General features: G+C 28.3%; 19 protein-coding genes and 2 pseudogenes. 18 read left to right on the forward strand and 3 right to left on the reverse strand.

Annotated elements, in window-relative coordinates; translation table 11 throughout:
- Positions 1-25: 25 nt before the first annotated feature.
- From ACZ1HD_RS03830 to ACZ1HD_RS03905, 16 genes and pseudogenes are all read left to right on the forward strand, one after another.
- A complete protein-coding gene (locus ACZ1HD_RS03830; RefSeq protein ID WP_472689272.1) occupies positions 26-499 on the forward strand; it encodes a Gfo/Idh/MocA family protein in 474 nt (157 codons plus the stop codon).
- 11 nt (positions 500-510) lie between these two features.
- Positions 511-987: a hypothetical protein gene (locus ACZ1HD_RS03835; RefSeq protein WP_472688680.1), complete on the forward strand. Its 477-nt coding sequence runs from the start codon at positions 511-513 to the stop codon at positions 985-987.
- A 20-nt stretch (positions 988-1,007) separates the two neighbouring features.
- On the forward strand, positions 1,008-2,027 hold the full coding sequence (locus tag ACZ1HD_RS03840; protein WP_472688681.1) for a hypothetical protein: 1,020 nt from the start codon (positions 1,008-1,010) through the stop codon (positions 2,025-2,027).
- 32 nt (positions 2,028-2,059) lie between these two features.
- On the forward strand, positions 2,060-2,518 hold the full coding sequence (locus ACZ1HD_RS03845; RefSeq protein ID WP_472688682.1) for a hypothetical protein: 459 nt from the start codon (positions 2,060-2,062) through the stop codon (positions 2,516-2,518).
- A gap of 285 nt (positions 2,519-2,803) precedes the next feature.
- Positions 2,804-3,157 (forward strand): serine O-acetyltransferase, encoded by a 354-nt coding sequence (locus tag ACZ1HD_RS03850; protein ID WP_472688683.1) that lies wholly within the window; start codon positions 2,804-2,806, stop codon positions 3,155-3,157.
- 705 nt (positions 3,158-3,862) lie between these two features.
- Positions 3,863-4,123: a glycosyltransferase gene (locus tag ACZ1HD_RS03855; RefSeq protein WP_472689273.1), complete on the forward strand. Its 261-nt coding sequence runs from the start codon at positions 3,863-3,865 to the stop codon at positions 4,121-4,123.
- A gap of 128 nt (positions 4,124-4,251) precedes the next feature.
- Positions 4,252-4,998, forward strand: a complete 747-nt coding sequence (locus tag ACZ1HD_RS03860) for a glycosyltransferase family 2 protein (protein WP_472688684.1) — start codon at positions 4,252-4,254, stop codon at positions 4,996-4,998.
- 133 nt (positions 4,999-5,131) lie between these two features.
- Positions 5,132-5,707: an MraY family glycosyltransferase gene (locus ACZ1HD_RS03865; RefSeq protein ID WP_472688685.1), complete on the forward strand. Its 576-nt coding sequence runs from the start codon at positions 5,132-5,134 to the stop codon at positions 5,705-5,707.
- 23 nt (positions 5,708-5,730) lie between these two features.
- Entirely contained in the window at positions 5,731-6,027 is a 297-nt protein-coding gene (locus tag ACZ1HD_RS03870; RefSeq protein WP_472688686.1) for a hypothetical protein, read from the forward strand.
- 66 nt (positions 6,028-6,093) lie between these two features.
- Positions 6,094-6,231, forward strand: coding sequence for a hypothetical protein (locus tag ACZ1HD_RS03875; RefSeq protein WP_472688687.1), 138 nt, complete (start codon positions 6,094-6,096; stop codon positions 6,229-6,231).
- Positions 6,232-6,260: 29 nt separating this feature from the next.
- Positions 6,261-6,917, forward strand: a pseudogene (locus tag ACZ1HD_RS03880) (DegT/DnrJ/EryC1/StrS family aminotransferase); the annotation flags it as partial.
- A gap of 101 nt (positions 6,918-7,018) precedes the next feature.
- A complete protein-coding gene (locus tag ACZ1HD_RS03885; RefSeq protein WP_472689274.1) occupies positions 7,019-7,198 on the forward strand; it encodes a DegT/DnrJ/EryC1/StrS family aminotransferase in 180 nt (59 codons plus the stop codon).
- A 120-nt stretch (positions 7,199-7,318) separates the two neighbouring features.
- Positions 7,319-8,104, forward strand: a complete 786-nt coding sequence (locus ACZ1HD_RS03890; RefSeq protein ID WP_472688688.1) for a nucleoside-diphosphate sugar epimerase/dehydratase — start codon at positions 7,319-7,321, stop codon at positions 8,102-8,104.
- 38 nt (positions 8,105-8,142) lie between these two features.
- Positions 8,143-9,117 carry a UDP-N-acetylglucosamine 4,6-dehydratase family protein gene (locus ACZ1HD_RS03895; RefSeq protein WP_472689275.1) on the forward strand — a complete coding sequence of 325 codons (975 nt, stop codon included), beginning with the start codon at positions 8,143-8,145 and terminating at the stop codon, positions 9,115-9,117.
- Positions 9,118-9,154: 37 nt separating this feature from the next.
- Entirely contained in the window at positions 9,155-9,922 is a 768-nt protein-coding gene (locus ACZ1HD_RS03900; RefSeq protein WP_472688689.1) for a polysaccharide biosynthesis/export family protein, read from the forward strand.
- A 230-nt stretch (positions 9,923-10,152) separates the two neighbouring features.
- Positions 10,153-12,330 carry a GumC family protein gene (locus ACZ1HD_RS03905; protein ID WP_472688690.1) on the forward strand — a complete coding sequence of 726 codons (2,178 nt, stop codon included), beginning with the start codon at positions 10,153-10,155 and terminating at the stop codon, positions 12,328-12,330.
- An 88-nt stretch (positions 12,331-12,418) separates the two neighbouring features.
- Here the strand turns inward: ACZ1HD_RS03905 and ACZ1HD_RS03910 are convergent, their stop codons facing one another.
- Entirely contained in the window at positions 12,419-13,120 is a 702-nt protein-coding gene (locus ACZ1HD_RS03910) for a tyrosine-protein phosphatase (protein WP_472688691.1), read from the reverse strand.
- Between the two features lie 122 nt (positions 13,121-13,242).
- On the opposite strand from ACZ1HD_RS03910, the gene ACZ1HD_RS03915 reads away from it, so the two are divergent.
- Positions 13,243-14,097 (forward strand): N-acetylglucosamine kinase, encoded by an 855-nt coding sequence (locus ACZ1HD_RS03915; protein WP_472688692.1) that lies wholly within the window; start codon positions 13,243-13,245, stop codon positions 14,095-14,097.
- Here the strand turns inward: ACZ1HD_RS03915 and ACZ1HD_RS03920 are convergent.
- Both ACZ1HD_RS03920 and gldJ read right to left on the reverse strand, forming a co-directional pair.
- A complete protein-coding gene (locus ACZ1HD_RS03920) occupies positions 14,087-15,343 on the reverse strand; it encodes a UDP-N-acetylmuramoyl-tripeptide--D-alanyl-D-alanine ligase (protein ID WP_472688693.1) in 1,257 nt (418 codons plus the stop codon). The two genes, ACZ1HD_RS03915 and ACZ1HD_RS03920, sit on opposite strands and share 11 nt — an antisense overlap.
- A 68-nt stretch (positions 15,344-15,411) precedes the next feature.
- Positions 15,412-17,090, reverse strand: a pseudogene (gene gldJ, locus ACZ1HD_RS03925) (gliding motility lipoprotein GldJ).
- A gap of 232 nt (positions 17,091-17,322) precedes the next feature.
- Here gldJ and porU point away from each other — a divergent pair.
- On the forward strand, positions 17,323-20,700 hold the full coding sequence (gene porU / locus ACZ1HD_RS03930) for a type IX secretion system sortase PorU (RefSeq protein WP_472688694.1): 3,378 nt from the start codon (positions 17,323-17,325) through the stop codon (positions 20,698-20,700).
- Position 20,701 lies beyond the last annotated feature (1 nt).

The following is a 20,701-nucleotide window of genomic DNA, read 5'->3' on the forward strand; positions in this document are numbered from 1 at the left end:
AAACCCTGGTGCTATAAAATGGGGTATAATTGGTTTGGGTAATATGGCAGAAGTAATTTCAAGTACTATTGATGGTAATAACGATGCCATAGTATATAGTGTGGCATCTAGATCTTTAGAAAAAGCAAAATCTTTTGCTGCTAGGCACGGAAAGTGCAAAGCATATGGTAGTTATAATGAAATGTTAAAAGATCCTGATAATAATTTGGATATTGTATACGTAGCTACACCTGTTATGCACCATTATAAGATTGTTAAACAATGCTTGCAAGCGGGTAAAAATGTTTTATGCGAAAAACCTATAACTTACAATTCACTAGAGTTTAAAGAACTAGTAGAAATTGCCAAAGAAAATAATTGTTTTTTGATGGAAGGTATGTGGATGAAATGCTTACCTACATTTAAAAAAGCACATAAATGGATAAAAGAAGATAAAATTGGTGAAATTGAGTTGGTTAAAGCAGATTTTTATAAAAAAGAACTTATAAGACCGAATTAAGTATTTTTAATGTGAATGAAGGTGGTGGGGTTTTAACAGATTATGGAGTTTATGCCGTATCATTTATGACCACTTTTCTTAAAGGTATTCCAGCATCTATGCAGTTTTCTAATCGAATTTCGTCTTTTGGAATAGATTCTGACTGGCAAATATCAGCTCAAAAAGAAAAAAAGAAGGCTTTTATTAATATTTCTTCTAATTTTTCTTCTGAAAGTAAAGCTGCCATTATTGGTGAAAAAGGATCTATAGAATGGAGTTCTCAATTTAATAGAACTAATAAAATTACTTTATTTAATTCTAAAGGTAATAAAATTGAAGAGTGTGTTTATAAGTATAAATATCAGGGTTTTGAATATGAGATAGAAGAGGTTACACGTTGTTTAAAGAATAAGAATAAGCAGAGTCTACTTGTACCTTTAAAAGATTCATTAGATACGATTCTAGTAATCGATCAATTAAAAATTGACCATCAAAATAAGAACTTATAGATGATGAAAAAATTGAGGAATTGGTAAATTTAACACTTAAAACTTGTGAAAACTGGATTAAGGTTGATCAAAATGGTTTACTACGTTTTATAGATCCAATAGATAAAGAAGAAATTTCTGCACATTATGGTGCTACACATACAGCTGCTGCTTTTATTGTTTTAGGTAATTTAAGAGGTGATTTAATTTTATTAGAAAAAGGAAAATCTTTGTTAATAAGTGTTATTAAAAGATGGGATACTAGTAAACTACTTCCTAGTTTTCATGCTGATTTTAATAATTTTGCGCTATGTGTCGCTTTTGATACATTAAAAGATATTGATTCTGAATTATGCAATCAAATTAAAAAGAAAGTAAGTTCAACTTCTGATAGTAAACATGATACAGTTAATTGGTTGCCAATGCGCTGGTATGTAAATATAAAAAGATATGAATGGACTAAAGAAGAGAAGTATAAAAATATAAGTGAAGCGTGTAGAATTAAAATAAAACAAGCAACAAATAAAGATGGTGGTATTGAAGATATATTGCCTAAAGGAAAAAGTTTTAATTTGCAATACGATTTAGCTACAGTTGCTGTATTACAATATATGAATTGTAGAGGGCTAGAAATAGATCTTTCTAAAGAAATGGGTTTTCTATTAAATTCTGTTGCTCCTGATGGTGATATTAATTATCAAGGTAGAGGAACTAATCAGATTTTTGCTTGGGGTATGTGGCTATATTTGTTATCTTCTTCGCAAGATGAGGTAGAGACTAATAAAGCTATTTCTTTTCTAAGTAATAAAGTTACTATTATGTTAGAAAATAATAACTTAATGCTTAATAATAGCAAAGGTGAAGAAAAACACTTATGGTGGGATTATCATTACAGCTCCGTATATACTGCTCACTTTTTATTTTGGATGGTTTTATCTTTAGTAGATTTTCAGAAGAAAGCGATTAAAACGAAAAACAGTGAATCAAAGGATTCGGAATTATTATTTATAAAACGCCCGATTATTTTATTTCAACTTTTAATGGGCGAAAAAAATATATAGCTGAAACTGGCCCAATTATTTCTGCATTTTGGATGAAGAAATACGGAATGATAAATAAAGGAACATTTGGCCCTTGGTTAGGAACGTTTGGAAACAAAAATACTTATGGAGATGTTGTTTTAAGAAATTATATTGGTTTGCTTAAAATTGAACATAATAAAAATTGGACTAAAAATAGGATTATTAATAAGTTAATGCCTAACATTAAATCTATCAATTATATCAAAAAAACTCCAATTGTATCAAGTTTTAACATCGAAGAAGAAGAAAACGTAATTATAATTAAATTTGATAATTATAGAAGAGAGAAAGTGGTGTTTAACTTCCCCATATTAGATTCTGTTACTGATAGTCCAGAAATTTGTTTGCTTGCAGATGGAGAACCAACTATGGTTGTTTGTAACAATAAAATTAAAACTCAATATGGGTGGTGTAGTATTTACCAAAGTAAAATGTCAAGAGCCAAAGAGTGGGTTTTAAAAATTAATTAAATAACTTTAAGTTATCCTTTGTTTTAAATAAAAAAAATGAAAAAAATTATATCATATATTAGTTTAATATACTTATTCCCTCATTTAATTATTTATTTTTATAAGAGAGAAATAATTAATTTAGATATTATAAAGTCTAGTGAAAATTATGGTTTTGAGATCTCAGGTGTTAAAGGGTTATTGTTTTTATTGACGCATGATAAGTCATTTAGGGCTTTATACTATCACAGGATAGGCAAAATTAGGTATCTAATAAGTTTTTTAGCTCCAACTTTTAATTCACTTATGGTTAATTCTTATATGCCAATTGGTAAAGGCGCACTATTTGTACATTCATTTTCAACAATTATAAACGCAAAATCTATAGGAAGTAATTTTAGAATAACTCATGCTTGTACAGTGGGTAATTCTAATAAGCCTAATTCAATTGAAGGTAATATTACAGATAAACCAGTTATAGGGAATAATGTAACAATACATACAGGTTCAATTATTTTTGGAGATATTACTATTGGAGATAATGTTTTGATAGGAGCTGGAACTGTTGTCTATAAAGATATTCCAAGTAATTCAACAGTTGTTGGTAATCCTGCCTTTATAAAAATGTTAAATGGTAAAAAAGTAAATATTAAGCTTTAAAAGTAAATAATGAATAAAAAGAGTAAAGTTTTGTTTTTTGGTCCTTACCCTGAACCTCACACAGGTCAATCAATTTCATTTAAACAAGTTTTTAAAGCATTTGATTCAAAAAAATTTTATTTAACACAACAAAATATAAACACAACAAAATTTTAAATTCTTTATACTGTTTGGCATACTTGCCTATAGTGTTTCTTTTTTATAAGTTTGATCGAATTTATTTTACCTGTACTAGAAGTAAACTTGGTTTTATTAAAGATTTTGAGTTATTAATTTTAGCTAGACTATATAATATTAGAGTAGTTAATCATTTGCATGGTGCAGATTTTAAAAAATTTTATCAAAATTACGGTTTTTTAAAAAACATAATTAATTGGAGTTATGGTTACATTGATACAAATATAGTTTTATTACAATCAATGAAAGATCAATTTAGTGAGCTTAAAATTTCAAAAATTGAGGTGGTATCGAATTCTTATTCTTCTAATTTTAATAACTACATTGTAGATTTTTCTTTGAAAAAAAAACAAATTGTTTACTTGTCTAATCTTATTTATTCTAAAGGTATTTTTGTTTTTTAGAATCAGTTGAAGTCTTATTAAAAAAAGATAAGGACTTGATTGTGAAAATTGCAGGAATACCAATGGGTGATGAGTTTATGAATTCTAAAAAAGTGGAAAAAGAGTTTAATAGAATGTCAAAAAAATAAAAAATTTATATCCTGAGAGATTTTTTTATTTAGGCATAGTAAAAGGACAAAAGAAGGAAAAGTTGTTTAAAGAAAGTTCAATCTTCATATTACCAACTTTTTATAAAACAGAGGCCTTTCCTTTAACAATAATAGAAGCAATGTATTTTGGAAACGCTATTATTACCACTGATCACAATTATTTGTCAGATGTTGTTAAGCCAAATAACGGTTTTTTAATAGAAAAAAATCGTCAAAAGAAGTTGTTGAAAAGGTGACTTATTTATTTAAAAATGAAGATAAATTAAAAAATATTCAAGAGTTTAATAATAAAGAGTCTGTGTTGAAATATAGCCCAGAATCATTTAATACTAAAGTTGTCGAGATAATAAAAAATATATAAAAAATGAAAATTTCAATAATCACAGTTTGTTATAATAGTGTTAATACTATAGAGACGACTATAAAATCAGTTATTGGCCAAACTTATGACAATATTGAATATATAATTGTTGATGGTGGATCTAATGACGGTACTTTAGATTTAATAAATAAACATAAAAATTATATAGATAAATTCATATCAGAACCGGATAAAGGTATCTTTGATGCAATGAATAAAGGTGTTCAAATGGCAACAGGTGATGTTGTAGGGTTGATAAATTCGGATGACTTATTTAATAGTGAAATGGCACTTGAAAAAATAATGAATATTTTTAACTCAAATAAGAACTTAGAATCGTTGTATGCTGACTTATATTATGTCTCTCAAACAGATACTAAAAAAATTATTAGGAAGTGGGTTACAGGTGATATAAAATCATTTAAAAGTGGTTGGCACCCTGCACACCCAACTTTTTATGTCAAAAAAGAAGTATACGATAATTATGGTTTGTACAATATTGAATTAAAATTAGCAGCCGATTTTGAAATAATGCTTCGTTTTTTAGAGCGTTATAAAATTTCTACTTTTTATTTACAAGAACCGTTAGTAAGAATGCGTTTAGGTGGTGCGTCAAATAATAGTTTTAAAGGTTTATTTGTTCAAAATGTAGAATGTATAAAAGCTTTTAGACTAAATAGTATAAGGGTAAATATGATTCTTTATCCAATAAAAAGACTTATTCCTAAATTACTTCAATATAAAAAATAAAGAAGTTAATTTAAGTTCTTTGAATAAATTTAATATTCGCAAAATAAAGAACTGTATTTTATACCAAATATTATAGGTAATTAATTTTTTTACATTAAATAATAGAAAAAACGATAGCATCATTCTAAAATTTATGAAAATCTACGTACTTGTTACTTTACTTTTAGCAGTATTATCTTATGTATACTTAAAATTAGCAATTAAATTTAAGATAATTGATAAACCAAATCAAAGAAGTTCACATACAAAAATAACAGTTAGAGGAGGCGGAATCATCTTTCCTATAGCCATTTTATTGTTTTTTATTTTAAATGATTATCAATATCCTTATTTTGTTTTAGGTGTTTTTTTGATTTCTGTCATTAGTTTTTTGGATGATATTTATACATTAAGTTCTAAAATCAGATTTCCTTTTCAGTTTTTAGGTGTTTTTTTAATTTTATATCAAGTTGATTATCCTTTCTCTCCATTTTATTTGTATGCTGTATTCTTAATTTTAGGAATAGGAGCTGTAAATATGTTTAATTTTATGGATGGTATTAATGGTATAACGGGTTTATATTCACTAGCAGTATTATCTGGTTTATTTATGATTAATAATACTGAAAATATTGTGGATAATGACCTATTAATATTCCCAGCAATATCATTGATAATTTTTGGCTTTTATAATTTTAGAAGAAAAGCACTTTTTTTGCAGGGGATATAGGCAGTATTGCAATAGGTTTATTTATGTATTTTGTGGGTTTTTTACTGGCAATAAAATTATCATCACCGTTAATCTTATTACTTATTATAGTGTACGGAGCCGATGCAGGAAATACTTTACTCTACCGTAAAATTTTTACAAAAGAAAGTGTTTTTGATCCGCACAGACATCATGTTTATCAGAAGTTAGTTGATGTATATAAAATTTCTCACTTAAAAGTAGCTAGTATTTATGCTATATTGCAATTGGTTGTAAATTTTATAATTTTTAAAACATACAGGTTAGAATTGTCTTCTCAGTTTATTGTTTTTTTACATTGATATTTATTTTTACATTAAGTTATATATTGTTATTTAGAAAAATAAAAAGAGACTTAGTTTTTAAAAATGAGTAAAAGAATAGCGCTTTCGGATAGTAATATTTCTGTGAATTTACCAACAGAAATAAATACAACCAATTATGATGTTATTACTAATTTCGAAGGTAAACTTGAAAAATATCTTGGAGAAAAAAACATGTTGTAGCTCTAAATTACGGGACTTCTGCTATTCATTTGGCCTTAATATTAAGCGGAGTAACAGAAGGAGATGAGGTTTTATGTCAGTCTTTTACCTATGTTGCTACGGCCAATCCTATTTTGTATCAAAAAGCAAAGCCAATTTTTATTGATAGTGAGTTAGATACTTGGAACATTTGCCCGATGTACTTAGAGCAAGCCATTCTAGATAGAATAGCCAAGGGGAAAAAGCCTAAAGCAATTATTATCGTTCATCTGTATGGTATGCCATGTAAGATTGAAGAAATTGTGGCTATTGCAAAAAAGTATCAAATAATTTTAATTGAAGATGCTGCGGAAGCGTTAGGTTCAACTTATAAAGAACAAAAGTGTGGGACTTTTGGGGATTTTAGTATCTTTTCTTTTAATAACAATAAAATAGTATCATCATTTGGAGGAGGCGCACTAGTATGTAATTCGATAGAAGAAAAAGAAGAAGCTATTTTTTTGGCAACTCAAGCTAAAGATAAATCAGAATACTATTCACACTCGAGGTTAGGTTTTAACTATAGAATGAGTATTGTTTCCGCCCTTATTGGTGTTGAAGAATTAAGTTATTTAAATGATTATGTAAGTGCAAGAATTGCTAATCATCAAAATTATGAAAGTCTTTTAGACGGTGTTAAAGGTGTTTCATTATTTAAAGAAAATGATGATTTTATGAAGTCAAATCATTGGTTGAGTTGTATTTTGATTGATTCTAAGGCTCGGAATTTACTAATAAGAGTTTACGAAATCAGTTCGAAAAAGACAATATCGAATCAAGACCGCTATGGAAACCTTTACATTTACAACCAATTTTTAAAAATGATACTTTTTACGGTGGTAATGTTGCAAATAACTTATTTCAAAAAGGCTTATGTTTGCCTTCTAGTGCCCATTTAACAAAAAACGATTTTAACCGAATATCAAATTCAATTCAGAAATTTTTGTAAATTCGTTTTTTATATCCCAAAAAATAATGATAAGAAATTTTTTTAAAAGCGTTAAATAAATATGCCTCGAAATGGGTTGTTTTTGCGATAGATATTCTTCTTATTTGTTTATCCTTTATTTTGGCTTATTCTATAAGGCTTGACATAAGTTTTGATTTTGATATAAATAAAGTTATTCCACAACTAACAATTGTCGTTATAATTTCAGCATTAAGCTTTTTAATTATAGGCTCTTATAAAGGGGTTATTAGACATACAGGTACAAAGGATGTTTTTAACGTTTTTATAGGTGTTACCATTTTAAGTCTAAGTTTAAGTTTTATTGTTGTATTTAATCAACTGTTTAAGATTTATCCATCTTTTACAATTCCGAATTCTATTATTTTAATACATTATTTAGTTTCTGTTTTTGTACTTATTATTAGTAGATATGTGTTTAAAGCATTTTACGAAATTATATCTACAGAACTAGATACCATTACAAACGCTTTAATTTATGGTGCCGGTGATTCCGGAATTATAACTTACGGTGCTCTAAACAGAGAAAGAAAAGGAAGTTATCAAATTTTAGGTTTTATTGATGATGATAAAAATAAAGTAAATAAAAAAATTGATAGGATTCGTGTTTATGATATATCAATGATTGATCAAAAATTTATCGATAAACATGATATAACGGAAGTTATTATTTCGATACAGAAAATTAAACCTAGTAGGTTGCTGGAGATAACGGACAGTTTAATAAAGTTAAATGTAGAAGTTAAAATTGTACCGCCTTTAACTAAATGGATTGGTGGAGATTTACAAGCAAATCAAATTAAGCAAGTAAATATTGAAGATTTATTAGATAGAGAACAAATTTTAATTGACAATCCTATCGTCGGAGAGAAGTTGAAGGAAAGGTAATTTTAGTTTCAGGCGCTGCAGGTTCTATAGGAAGTGAAATTTCTAGACAATTAAGCCTTTATAATTGTAAATTGATTGTTTTAATTGATCAAGCTGAATCACCTTTGTATGATTTACAACAAGAATTGATTCAGAAAGGTGTTACAAACTTTGTTGCTATTGTTTCTGATGTAAGAGATAAATTTAAAATTTCAAGAATTTTTAAAAAATACAAACCTCAAAGAATTTTTCATGCAGCTGCATATAAACATGTACCTTTAATGGAAAAATCTCCTTATGAAGCAATAAAGGTGAATGTTTTAGGAACAAAAAATTTAGCAGATTTAGCTATTGAAAATAAAATAGAGCGATTTGTTATGGTTTCTACTGATAAAGCTGTAAACCCGACAAACGTAATGGGCGCATCTAAAAGAATAGCCGAATTATATGTAAGTTGTGTTAGTAAAAAGTCTAAAAAAACCAAATTTACAATTACTAGATTCGGTAATGTATTAGGTTCTAACGGTTCTGTAATTCCTCTATTTAAAAGGCAAATTGAAGCAGGAGGTCCTTTAACGGTTACTCACAAAGAAATTACAAGGTATTTTATGACGATTCCTGAAGCGTGTAGTTTGGTTTTAGAAGCTGGTACCATGGGGAAAGGAGGAGAGATTTATATCTTTGATATGGGGAAATCTGTAAAGATTTTTGAAATAGCAAAAAGAATGATTTATTTATCCGGATTAAAATATCCAGAAGATATTGATATAAAAATTACTGGTTTAAGACCAGGTGAAAAATTATATGAAGAGTTATTGGCAAATGGAGAAAATACGATTAAGACCTACCATGAAAAAATTATGATTGCGAAGACTCAAAAAATAGATACAAAAGAGATCAAACCAAAAATTGAAGAATTAACAACTACTTTTAGTGATTTAAATAATAGCGATTTAGTAGCTGTCATGAAAGATTTAGTACGAGAATATGTTTCTAATAATTCTGAATTTGAAAAATTAGATAATGTTAGTTAGTATTTGATTTTTATATTATTTTTGAAAAAAATTATACATGAATAAGATTAAATTTATTTTTATACTTTATTTAATAATTACTGCATCAGCATGTGTTTCCAATAAAGATATTGCCTATTTTCAATTTGATGAAATTGACCAAAGTAAGGTGAGTAATAAGTTTCAAACAATTTTTAAACGAGATGACTTGTTACAAATTACAATTTCTTCTGATGATTTGGAAGCAACTAAGCCTTTCAATTTGCCAGTAGCATCTTTTGGCACCTCAAATTCTGCCATTGGACAAGCAAGACAACAAGCTTATTTGATTGATAGTAAAGGAGAAATTGATTTCCCTGTCTTGGGTAAGTTGAAATTAGGTGGACTTACAAGAGAAGAAGCCCTTGAGTTATTTAAAAATAAATTAGATCCAGATTATATCAAAAATCCAACTATCAATATACGTATTTCAAATTTTAAAATTTCTGTATATGGAGATGTAAAAAAACCAGGTACATATACAATCCCAAATGAACGTGTAAGCATCTTAGACGCTATAGGTTTAGCAGGTGATTTAAATATTTACGGTAATAGAAAAAATGTGATGGTGATTAGAGAAGAAAATAATCAAAAAAACAAGTATTTTGTAGACCTTACTTCCAATAAAACTTTGACTTCGCCAGTTTATTATCTTCAGCAAAACGATGCAGTTTATGTGGAGCATAATTATGCGAGAATTCAATCCGCTTCTTCTAATACAAATACGAGTTTATTTATATCAGTTACAGGTTTAATAATAACAATTGTATCTATTTTAACAAGGTAAAAAATGCAAGTACACAAAGATAGTAATTCATTAAACTTTGATGAATCGACTGAAACAATTAATATTAGAGAAGAGATTGAAAAATATATCTATCATTGGAAATGGTTTGTGCTAGGTGTTTTTGTTTCATTCATTTTGGCATTTTTATATTTAAGATATAGTACGCAGAATATAGTGCTTCTGCATCAATCTTAATAAAAGACAATCAAAAATCAGGTATATCTAAAGAGTTGGAAGCTTTTAAAGATATGGGAATTGTTGGTGGAAGTTCTGCCAATAATACAGATAATGAAATTGAAATTTTAAAATCAAGAAAAATTATAGGAACTGTTGTTGATTCTTTAAATCTTACAACAATCTATTCTAGGGAAGGAAGAGTGAAAAGGTCTGAGATATATGGAGCTAGTAATCCTGTAAATCTTATATTGAAAAGTTATAATGAAGATTTTTTAAAACGTAGAAAAGATACTTCTTTTATGATAGGTTTTACTTCCAATGATGACTATGAATTAAAAAACCTTCAAGGAGGAATTATATCTAAACATCAATTTAATGAAAAAGTTTTTTCAGATTTAGGTGAATTTATTATTGAGAGACAAAAAACATCTAATGATGAACTAATCGAAATCCTTATAACAATTATAAGAAGGGATAAGATAATTGATAAATTTAAAAATGCTGTAAATATTTCTCCTGTTAATAAAAATGCGAGTGTATTAGATTTATCTATTACGTATCCAATTCAGGAAAAAGCTGAAGATTTTTTAGATGAATTGGTAAAGCAGTATAATTTAGATGCTATTTCTGATAAAAGTGAAGTGTCACAGAAAACCAAAGATTTTATCGATGATCGATTGGAGGCTATCGGAAGAGATTTAAGCGCGATACAAGACAAAGTTAAAGATTTTAAAACTGATAATAATATTACAGGTCTTTACGGTGAAGGAGAATTGGCTTTAGCCACAGCTAATGCAAATAATGAGAAATTAATTGCAATAAAAACAGAACTTGAAATAGCAAAAGGAGTTTACCAAAACATTAGAAAAAATTCTAGTAATAATGAAACCTTACCACAAAATTTAGGGTTTTCGGATGCTTCGATAGCTGAGTCAATTAAGCAATTTAATGATTTAGTTTTACTAAAAAATAGATTAAGTGTAAATGCAGGAAGTAAAAATCCGCAAATTATACAGTATAATAAAGAAATTGAAATCCTTAAAATTAATTTAAAACAAAGTATTTCAAATTTAATAACATCTTTAGAAACACAATACAATCAGATCAATAAAGAAGCCAATAAAGTAAATTATAAAGTTTCGACAATACCTTTGTTAGAAAGAGGTTATATCGATATTGAAAGAGAACAAGAGATTATATCTGGCTTATATTCTTATTTATTAAAGAAGAAGGAAGAAACTGCCATTTCTCTTGCAGTAACTGTCCCAAACGCTAAAATTATTGATGTTGCATATAGTTCAGGAGTTCCTGTATCTCCTAAAAGAAAAATAATTTATTTAGGGGCAATATTATTAGGTTTAATTATTCCTTTTATCATAATTTATTTAAGAAATCTTTTAGATACAAAGGTACATAGTAAAAAAGATATCGAAAGTGCATTAACAGTTCCTTTTTTAGGAGACATACCTAGATCAGAATCTAAAGAAAAAGTTATCGTTGGTAGCGATGCTCGTTCTAGTGGTTCCGAAGCTTTCCGTTTGGTTAGAACCAATTTAGATTTTATGTTAGCGAGTAAAAAAGGTTCTAAGAAATTTATATTTATTACTTCTACAACAAGTGGAGAAGGGAAGTCATTTATTTCGATAAACCTTTCTGCTACACTTGCATTGTCTGGTAAAAAAGTTCTATTAATTGGTATGGATTTAAGAGCGCCAAAGGTTACCGAATATTTAGGTTTAGAGAGTAAGAAAGGTGTAACAAATTATATTACAAGCAGCGATTTGACGCTAGACGAATTAAAGTTTCAAATTCCGCAGGCGCCAACATTAGATATTATTTCCTCCGGAGCAATACCTCCAAACCCTGCTGAATTATTAAGTGGTGATAATGTGAAGAATTTATTTGAAGAAATTGATACAGAACAAGATTATGATTATGTTGTAGTAGATACTGCACCTGTTAATTTAGTAACAGATACTTTGCTAATCTCTAAGTATGCAGATATGTTTTTATATATTGTTAGAGCAAATTATTTAGATAAACGTTTATTAGCGGTACCTCAAGAACTTTATAAAAATAAGCGTTTACCTAATATGTCTATAGTTTTAAATGACACAGACCCTAAGAGAAGTTATGGTTATGGTTACGGATATGGTGGGTATGGTTATGGTTATTTAGCAGAGGAAGAACAAGGTAAATCTTGGTTCGGAAAAATTTTTAACAGAAGTTAAAATTATTAATAAAAATACAAAAAAAGGAGCAATTTTAATAGCTCCTTTTTTTAGTTAAATACTTTACTATTGTTATCTAGTAAATGTTTTATTTTTTTAGATTTTTTTGAGTTCCAATCTTTTTTAGCAACTGCAAATGATTTTTATGATGTGTGTCAGAACCAACAAAGTCATAAAGGTTTTGCTTTAATAATTCGTTACTTATCTTTTGAACATTTTTACCATATTGCTCAGTTAGTGATAATAGATTTAACTGAAATAAACAACCCGCTTTTTTCAGCTTATGGTAGTTTTGTAAATCATTATGAAAAAAATTATATCTTTCTGGATGTGCCAAAACTGGTTTGTATCCTTTTAACTGAATGTCGAAAAGTACATCATATAAATTCATCGGAGCATTAAAATAAGACATCTCTACAAGAATATAATTTCCTTTCAAAGTCAAAATATCATTTGCTTTAAGCCGATCAATAAATTGCTCATCCATCATATACTCTGCAGCAGCATTAATTTTAATGTCACTATAGCCTTTATTGTTTAAAGCTATTCTTACTTCTTCTAATTTGCTTTTTATAGTTTCAGATGAATTGGGATATACGTCTCCTAAAACATGAGGTGTTGTTATAAAGTTTTTTATTCCATAAGAATACATTTTCAAAATTAATTCTACAGAGTTATCAATATTTTTAGCACCATCATCTATACCCGGAAGTAAATGAGAATGGATATCAACAAAATTATTTGTAAAGAAATCTGTTAAAGGAATTTCTTTCTTTTTAAAGAAAAACATAAAGGTTTTATTTTGTGCAAAAATACTAATTTATAATTTCTTTGAAACGAAAACGATTGAAGTTTTAATAGCTATTGCCAATTGATTGAAGTTATTATATATTTGATTAAAACAATAATATTATGATTTTAATTGCAGACGGAGGTTCTACAAAAGCAGATTGGATTGCTTTAAATACGAATAAAAAAGAAGAATTTAGAGTTCGAACTTTGGGATTGAACCCTGTAGTTGTAGAAGAGGAAGAGTTGCATAATAGAATTATTAATATGTTTCAGCTTATTAATATTAAAGAGGATGTAACAGAAATTCATTTTTATGGTGCAGGTTGTGGTACACCAAAACCTACTGCAGTATTAAAAAAAGTATTAGAAACTATTTTTGTAAATGCCAAAGTTTTTATTGCTGAAGATATGTTGGCTGCTGTTTATGCTGCTACGGGCAAAGAGCCAGCAATAGTATGTATTTTAGGAACCGGTTCTAATAGTTGTTATTTTGATGGTAAACACATGGAAATGGTTGTACCTTCCCTTGGATATATTTTGATGGATGAAGCAAGTGGTAATTATTTTGGAAAAAAACTGATTATAGATTATTACTACAAAAATATGCCTAAAAAAATAGCTTCAAAATTTGAAAATGAGTTTAATTTAGAAGCAGATTTTATAAAAAATAATATTTATAAAGAAGCGAATCCTAATATGTACTTGGCAACATTTGCTAAATTTATGTTCGATTTTAAAGATGAAAAATATATTAAGAGGTTGATCAAAAAAGGATTTCAAGAATTTTTTAAATATCGAATACTGCCTTACAACAAAGACGAATCAACAAAAATTTATTTTATAGGTTCTATTGCGCATTATTTTAGTGATATTTTAGAAAAAGTTGCAAGTAAATACAATCTTAAAATTACTGGTGTAATACAAAGACCTATAGATAACCTGTTAGAATATCATAAAGAAAATATTAATCTATAAAATTTAATATTCTTTCTAAACCCATTCCTCTAGATCCTTTAATTAATATTTTTTGATTTTCTAGAGGATTCTTTTTTATAAAATCTCCTAATTCTGAAAATGAAATTAATTTTTTATTTTTTGTTGTAGTTTTATAAAAATTTTCGCCTACATAAAATGTGTTTTCGAAGTTAAAACTATCAGCTAAATCGACTATGTATTGATGTTCTATTTCAGCAGAACTTCCTAACTCAAACATATCACCTAAGATAACAGTTTTAAATTTAGACTCTAATCTAGCAAAATTTTCTAAAGCAACTTTCATGCTCGAGGGATTTGCATTGTAGGCATCTAAAATGATATAATTACTTTCTTTATTGATTATTTGAGAACGATTGTTTGTTGGTGTGTATTTTTCGATTGCTGATTGTATATCTACATCTAAAACTTTAAAATAATTACCAATGGTAATTGCAACTGCAATATTATTATAATTATAAGATCCTATTAGATTGGTGGTAATTATGTTGCTGTTAAAAGATAATTTAACAAAAGGAGAGGCGTCAATTAATTTTATAGAACTATTAAAATGAATTGTATTACAATTATTAGTTTTTTGCACTTGAAGTTCGTCATCAGAATTAATAAAAGCAGTTTTATTATTCTTTATTAAATAATTATACAATTCACTCTTGCCTTTAATTACACCTTCTACACCACCAAAACCTTCTAAATGTGCTTTTCCAAAATTTGTGATATATCCATAGTCTGGATTCGCTATCGAGCATAGGAATTCAATTTCTTTTTGATGGTTTGCACCCATTTCTACAATTCCCATTTCCACATCCGGAGTAAAAGAAAGAAGTGTTAAGGGAACTCCTATGTGATTGTTTAGGTTCCCTTTTGTTGCTTTTGTATTGTATTTTTTAGATAAAACAACATTTATCAATTCTTTGGTAGTTGTTTTACCATTACTACCTGTAAGAGCTATAATTGTAGCTTTTAATTGCTTTCTGTGGTAGCGAGCTAAATCTTGTAACGTTTCTAAAACGTTCTTTACAAGAATTGTAGTTTTATTATTATGATATTCTTCTTCATCTATAATAGCGAAACTAGCACCTTTTTTTATGGCCTCTGATGCAAATTTATTTCCATTGAAATTATCTCCTTTTAAAGCAAAAAAAAGTGTGTTTTCTCTAATTTTTCTTGTATCTGTATCTACTAAGTAGTTTTTAGAGTAAAGCTTATAGATTTCTGTTATATTCATAAAATAAAGATATAAAAAAACCTCATTGTGAAGTCACAATGAGGTTTGTTTTTTAAAATATACGTGTATTATCTACTAGGATTTACGGCAGTACGTTTTTTATATGTCATTGGACCAAATTTGTCTGTAACACATCTAAAACCAATAAAGTTTGTTGCCATATATTACAGTAAATACCTTCTTTGAGCTGGATCTAACCAATACTCTCTATCCGCCCAAGAACCACCTTTATAAACTCTTGTTTGATCGCTAATTAGCGTTCTTCTTTTCTTGTCATCATTTATTAATACATCTCTACCGGATAAAGAGTCTCTAAATCTTGCAGGTTTTTTGGTGAATTATACATACTTGGTCTAGAAGCAAAACGATCTTCATCATCTTCATAAAATCTACTAGAGTTTAAATCACCATCATTAATATTTGCATTTTCTGCTCTAGAAAAATTAGTTCTAAAAGATGCATCATCTTTTGTAATTGGTACATATTTAATTGTTCCAGGTAGTTGCTTTGGTATAACGCTACCATTTGGTAAAGTATCATATTCTACAGCTACATCATTACCAACAATAACAACTTTTCCTTCTTGATTTATCATTTTTTTAGTAAATAAATTACCTCTAAAATAATTAAAATCATTTGCTTCGTTATCGATAATTGGTCTATAAACATCAGCAACCCATTCTGCTACATTACCGAGACATATCATATAATCCGAAGGCATTAGGAGGGTAAGATTTAATTCTAATAGGAATATCAGAACCATCAGAACTCCAACCAGGTAAACCACTATACTGTCCTTTACCTTGTTTAAAGTTAGCTAACTGGTCTCCTCTAAATCTTTTCTTTTGAGCTCTTGTGTATTTACCATTCCAAGCATATTTTTTCTTCCTCTAACAGTATTATATTCTCTGTTTTCTACAATCGCTTTTGCTGCAAATTCCCATTCTGCTTCTGTAGGTAATCTAAATTTTTGTTGAAGAACGCCGTCTGCTTGTGTTATTTTTCTACCTTGAAAATCATCTTGTCCTGGTCTAGGTTCTCCTCTACGTCTTACAACTCTGGTTCTTACACCTCTTTTATAGATTGTTGTATCTCCATCAAAAAGCCTATCAGAATCATTTAAAAATCTTTCTGTATCAAAAAAGTTTCTTGTAGAGTCAGATTCAAAAATATTTTTAATATGGCCTTTATCAATTAACTTTTTTAAGTTTACTGCGTTTGTTCTCCATTTACAGTATTCATTAGCTTGTAACCAAGTAACACCAACAACTGGGTAATCTGCATATGCTGGGTGTCTAAAATAGTTTTCTGTTAAAATATCGGTATTACCTAAACTTTTTCTCCATACTAAGGTGTCTGGTAAAGTAGAATTGTAAATGTGCTTGTATTTCTCTTCAGAAGGAGAGAAAACATCTTTCATATATTGCACATATAAAAAGTATTCAGAATTTGTTACTTCTGCCTCGTCCATAAAAAATGAACGAACATGAATTTTCTTCGGAGTTGTATTCCAATCGAACATTACGTCGTCTTGAACTTGCCCCATTGTAAAAGAACCGCCTTCAATATCTACCATTCCTAACGGAGTTTCTTGGCCTTCGAAAGAACTGTTTCTTATATAATTTCCGTTTTTAGGATCGTTAAAAGATAAACCAGTCAATCTAGATTTACCAGTTGTAGATCTATTACAATTTGCTAAAAGCAATGTTGTGAAAACAACTAAAGATATTTTAAAAATTTTTTCCATTTCCTAATCGAAAATTATTTAGGGTTTTTATTAAGGATGCAATTTACAATAAATAAAATTTAGTGCAAGAAAAATATAAATTTTAACGCATCAATTTTTTATACACATTCTATTAAACGTAAGCTTTATATATTTAGTATAACTTATATTTGTAGTTGTTAAAATATAAACACTTATTTTACGTTATTTGATTACTATTTTATGAAAAAAATCTTCTACTAATACTAACAGTATGTTGTGCGTTGCAATTAAACGCACAAGTAAATTCATCTGTTTTGGCTTCGGAGACTGGTTTAAATTTTCTGTAGACACAACGGGTATTTTTAAGATCGATAGAAATTTATTACAAAGAATTGGAGTTTCTACAAATAATATAAACCCACAAAATATAAGGATTTATGGTAACGGTGGTGCTTTATTGCCGTTTGTAAATAATGATTTTAGGTACCAAGATTTACAGGAAAATGCTATTTACGTAGAAGGTGAATCTGATGGTAGTTTCGATGCCAACGATTTTATTTTATTCTATGCGAAAGGCCCTCACGATTGGGTTTTAGATACTGCAAACAAAGGTGCTAAACATAGACAAAATATATATTCTGATAAGGCTTATTATTTTATAACAGTAGGAAATACTGCCGGAAAAAGAATTCAAAATAAAGCTTTAAACGCAAATAGTGCAGCTACACAAATTTCTAGTTTTGATGATTTTATTTTTTATGAAAAAGAAGAGGTAAACTTGTTAGGTGCAGGTACACAATGGTTTTTTGATGACAATTTTAATATCGAAAATACACAGAGTTTTACAATACCTTTTGATAAAGTATTGGTAAATGAAGATATATTTATTAGAACAAGAGCTGTAAGTAATTCCATTTCATCATCTACATTATCGGTAAAAGCAAACAATACAGATTTATATACGCTTAGTTTTAGTGGTTTAAATCCGAGTTCGTTAACAAAAGCAGTAACATCAGAAAGAACTGCAGCATTTAGCAACCCAACAAACGCAATTACTTTAGAATTAAATTACAACAATAACGGAAATCCGTCTGCAAATGCTTTTTTAGATTTTATTGAGATTTATGGTAAAAAAAATCTTTTAGCAAACGGTAAACAGTTTGGTTTTAGAAGTTTTAATCAATTTGATGCGAGTGGCACAGTTGAGTTTCAAATAAAAAATGCATCAGAAATTTACCAAGTTTGGGATGTAACGAATGCCATTAATCCTGAATTAATAACTAACGAAAGTTCTACTTCAGATTTTACATTTAAAGCCAACGGAGGAGTTTTAAATGAATATGTTGTACTAAATTCTTCGGATTTTTATATACCGGAAACTATTGAAAATTCGAGAGTAGAAAATCAAAATTTACATGCTTTAAAAGACATAAATTATCTTGTAATTACTAGCAAAGATTTGGTTTCACAAGCACAAAGATTGGCAGACTATCATCAAACAAATTCAGGATTATCGACAAAGGTTGTTGTTTTAGATGAAATTTATAATGAGTTTGCATCCGGCTCTAAAGATATTACAGGTATTCGAGATTTTATAAGACATTTATATACAACCAATTCATCTGAAGATAAAAAGTTAAAATTTGTATGTTTCTTTGGCGATTCTTCTTACGATTACAAAGATAGAATTGCAAATAACAATAATGTGGTTCCGGTTAAATTACCTTCTCAAACGGATGATATTTATCACTTTAACTTGGCTTTTTCTTATGTGACAGATGATTTTTTTGTGATGTTAGATACTAATGAGGGTAGCATGAGTTCTTCTCATACCATAGATGTTGTTTCTAGCAGAATACCGGTTACAGGAATATCGCAAGCAGAAGATGTTGTAACTAAAATTTTAAGTTATTATGATGAAAGCTCTAAAGGAGATTGGCGAAATACAGTAACCCTTTTAGCAGATGATATTGATGATGATTTTGATATACCAATTCAGAAAGGTGTAGAGTCGATTGCTGATGAAATTAAAAATAGAAAACCAATTTTTAATGTTAGTAAAATTTATGCTGATGCTTTTGTACAACAAAATTCTTCCGGTGGAGAACGTTATCCGGAAGTAAAAACAGCAATTACGAATGCAATAGAAAAAGGTACTTTAGTTTTTGATTATTTTGGACATGGTGGTGAAGATGGTTTTGCAGCAGAAAGGATATTAGAGAAACCTCAAATTCAAGAGTTTAATAATATTAATACGTTACCTCTTTTAATTACAGTTACTTGCGATTTCTCTAGATTCGATAATCCGAGTAGAATTACTGCTGGTGAGTTAACATTATGGAATAAAAACGGTGGCGCATCTAGTATGATTACTACTACAAGAGAGGTTTTTATAAATGTAGGGCAACAGTTTAATGAAAGTTTAATTAGAATTTTACTAGAATTTAATGATGAAAAATTTACAATTGCAGAATCTTTAACGCAAGCAAAAAATAATTTTTCGAGTATACAGAAGTTTTTTATCTATTCATTCGGAGATCCGGCAATGAAACTTGCAGTGCCGGAACCAAATATTAAAATCACAAAATTAAACGGTAAAGATATTTCGCAACCATTAGATACTTTAAAAGCTTTGTCTAAAGTAAGTTTCGAGGGGGTAATTGTTAATAATTCAGATGCTGTTTTAAATAATTTTAACGGTGTTTTATCTACAACAGTTTTCGATAAAATTATTGATAAAACAACTCTAGGAAATAATAGTTTTGGAGAAACTCTAGATTTCGATACACAAGATAGTAAATTGTTTAGAGGAAAATCTAGTATAGAAAATGGTGCGTTTAAGTTTGATTTTATTGTACCAAAAGATATTAAAATTGCACTAGGAAATGGTAAAGTAAGTTTTTATGCAGAAAACGGTGTATCAGAAAAAGCAGGTTATAATCTAGATTTAGTAATTGGTGGTATTAATGAAAATGCACCAGAAGATACTGTTGGGCCAGAAATTAAATTATTTATGAATGATGAATCGTTTATAGATGGTGGTAACACAAATGCTTCGCCGAATTTAATTGCTGTCTTATCAGACGTTAGTGGTATTAATACTTCTATTACGGCTGTAGATCATGATATTATTGGTATTTTAGACGGTGATACAACCAACCCTATTGTGTTAAATGATTTTTATCAAACAGAATTAAACGATTTTACAAAAGGGAAAGTAACTTATAGATTAAGAGATTTAGAAGTTGGCCCACATACTTTAAAAATAAAAGTTTGGGATACATACAATAACTCATCAGAATTAACGTTGAACTTCGTAGTTGTTAGTGATGCCATTTTAAATTTAGAAAATGTGTTAAACTATCCAAACCCATTTGTAAATTATACAGAGTTTTGGTTTAATCATAACAAACCAAATGAAAATTTAGAAGTACAAGTGCAAATTTTTACAATTTACGGTAAATTGGTAAAAACAATTAATAGAAATATTATTACGGTTGGTAATTTGTCTAGAAGTATAACTTGGAATGGTTTAGACGATTTTGGTAATAAAATTGGGAAAGGAGTTTATGTTTATAAATTAAAAGTTAAATCTACAACAAGTAATTTAGTGTCAGAGAAGTACGAAAAATTAGTAATACTTCAATAAA

The organism is Polaribacter sp. HA6-7 (assembly GCF_055693625.1).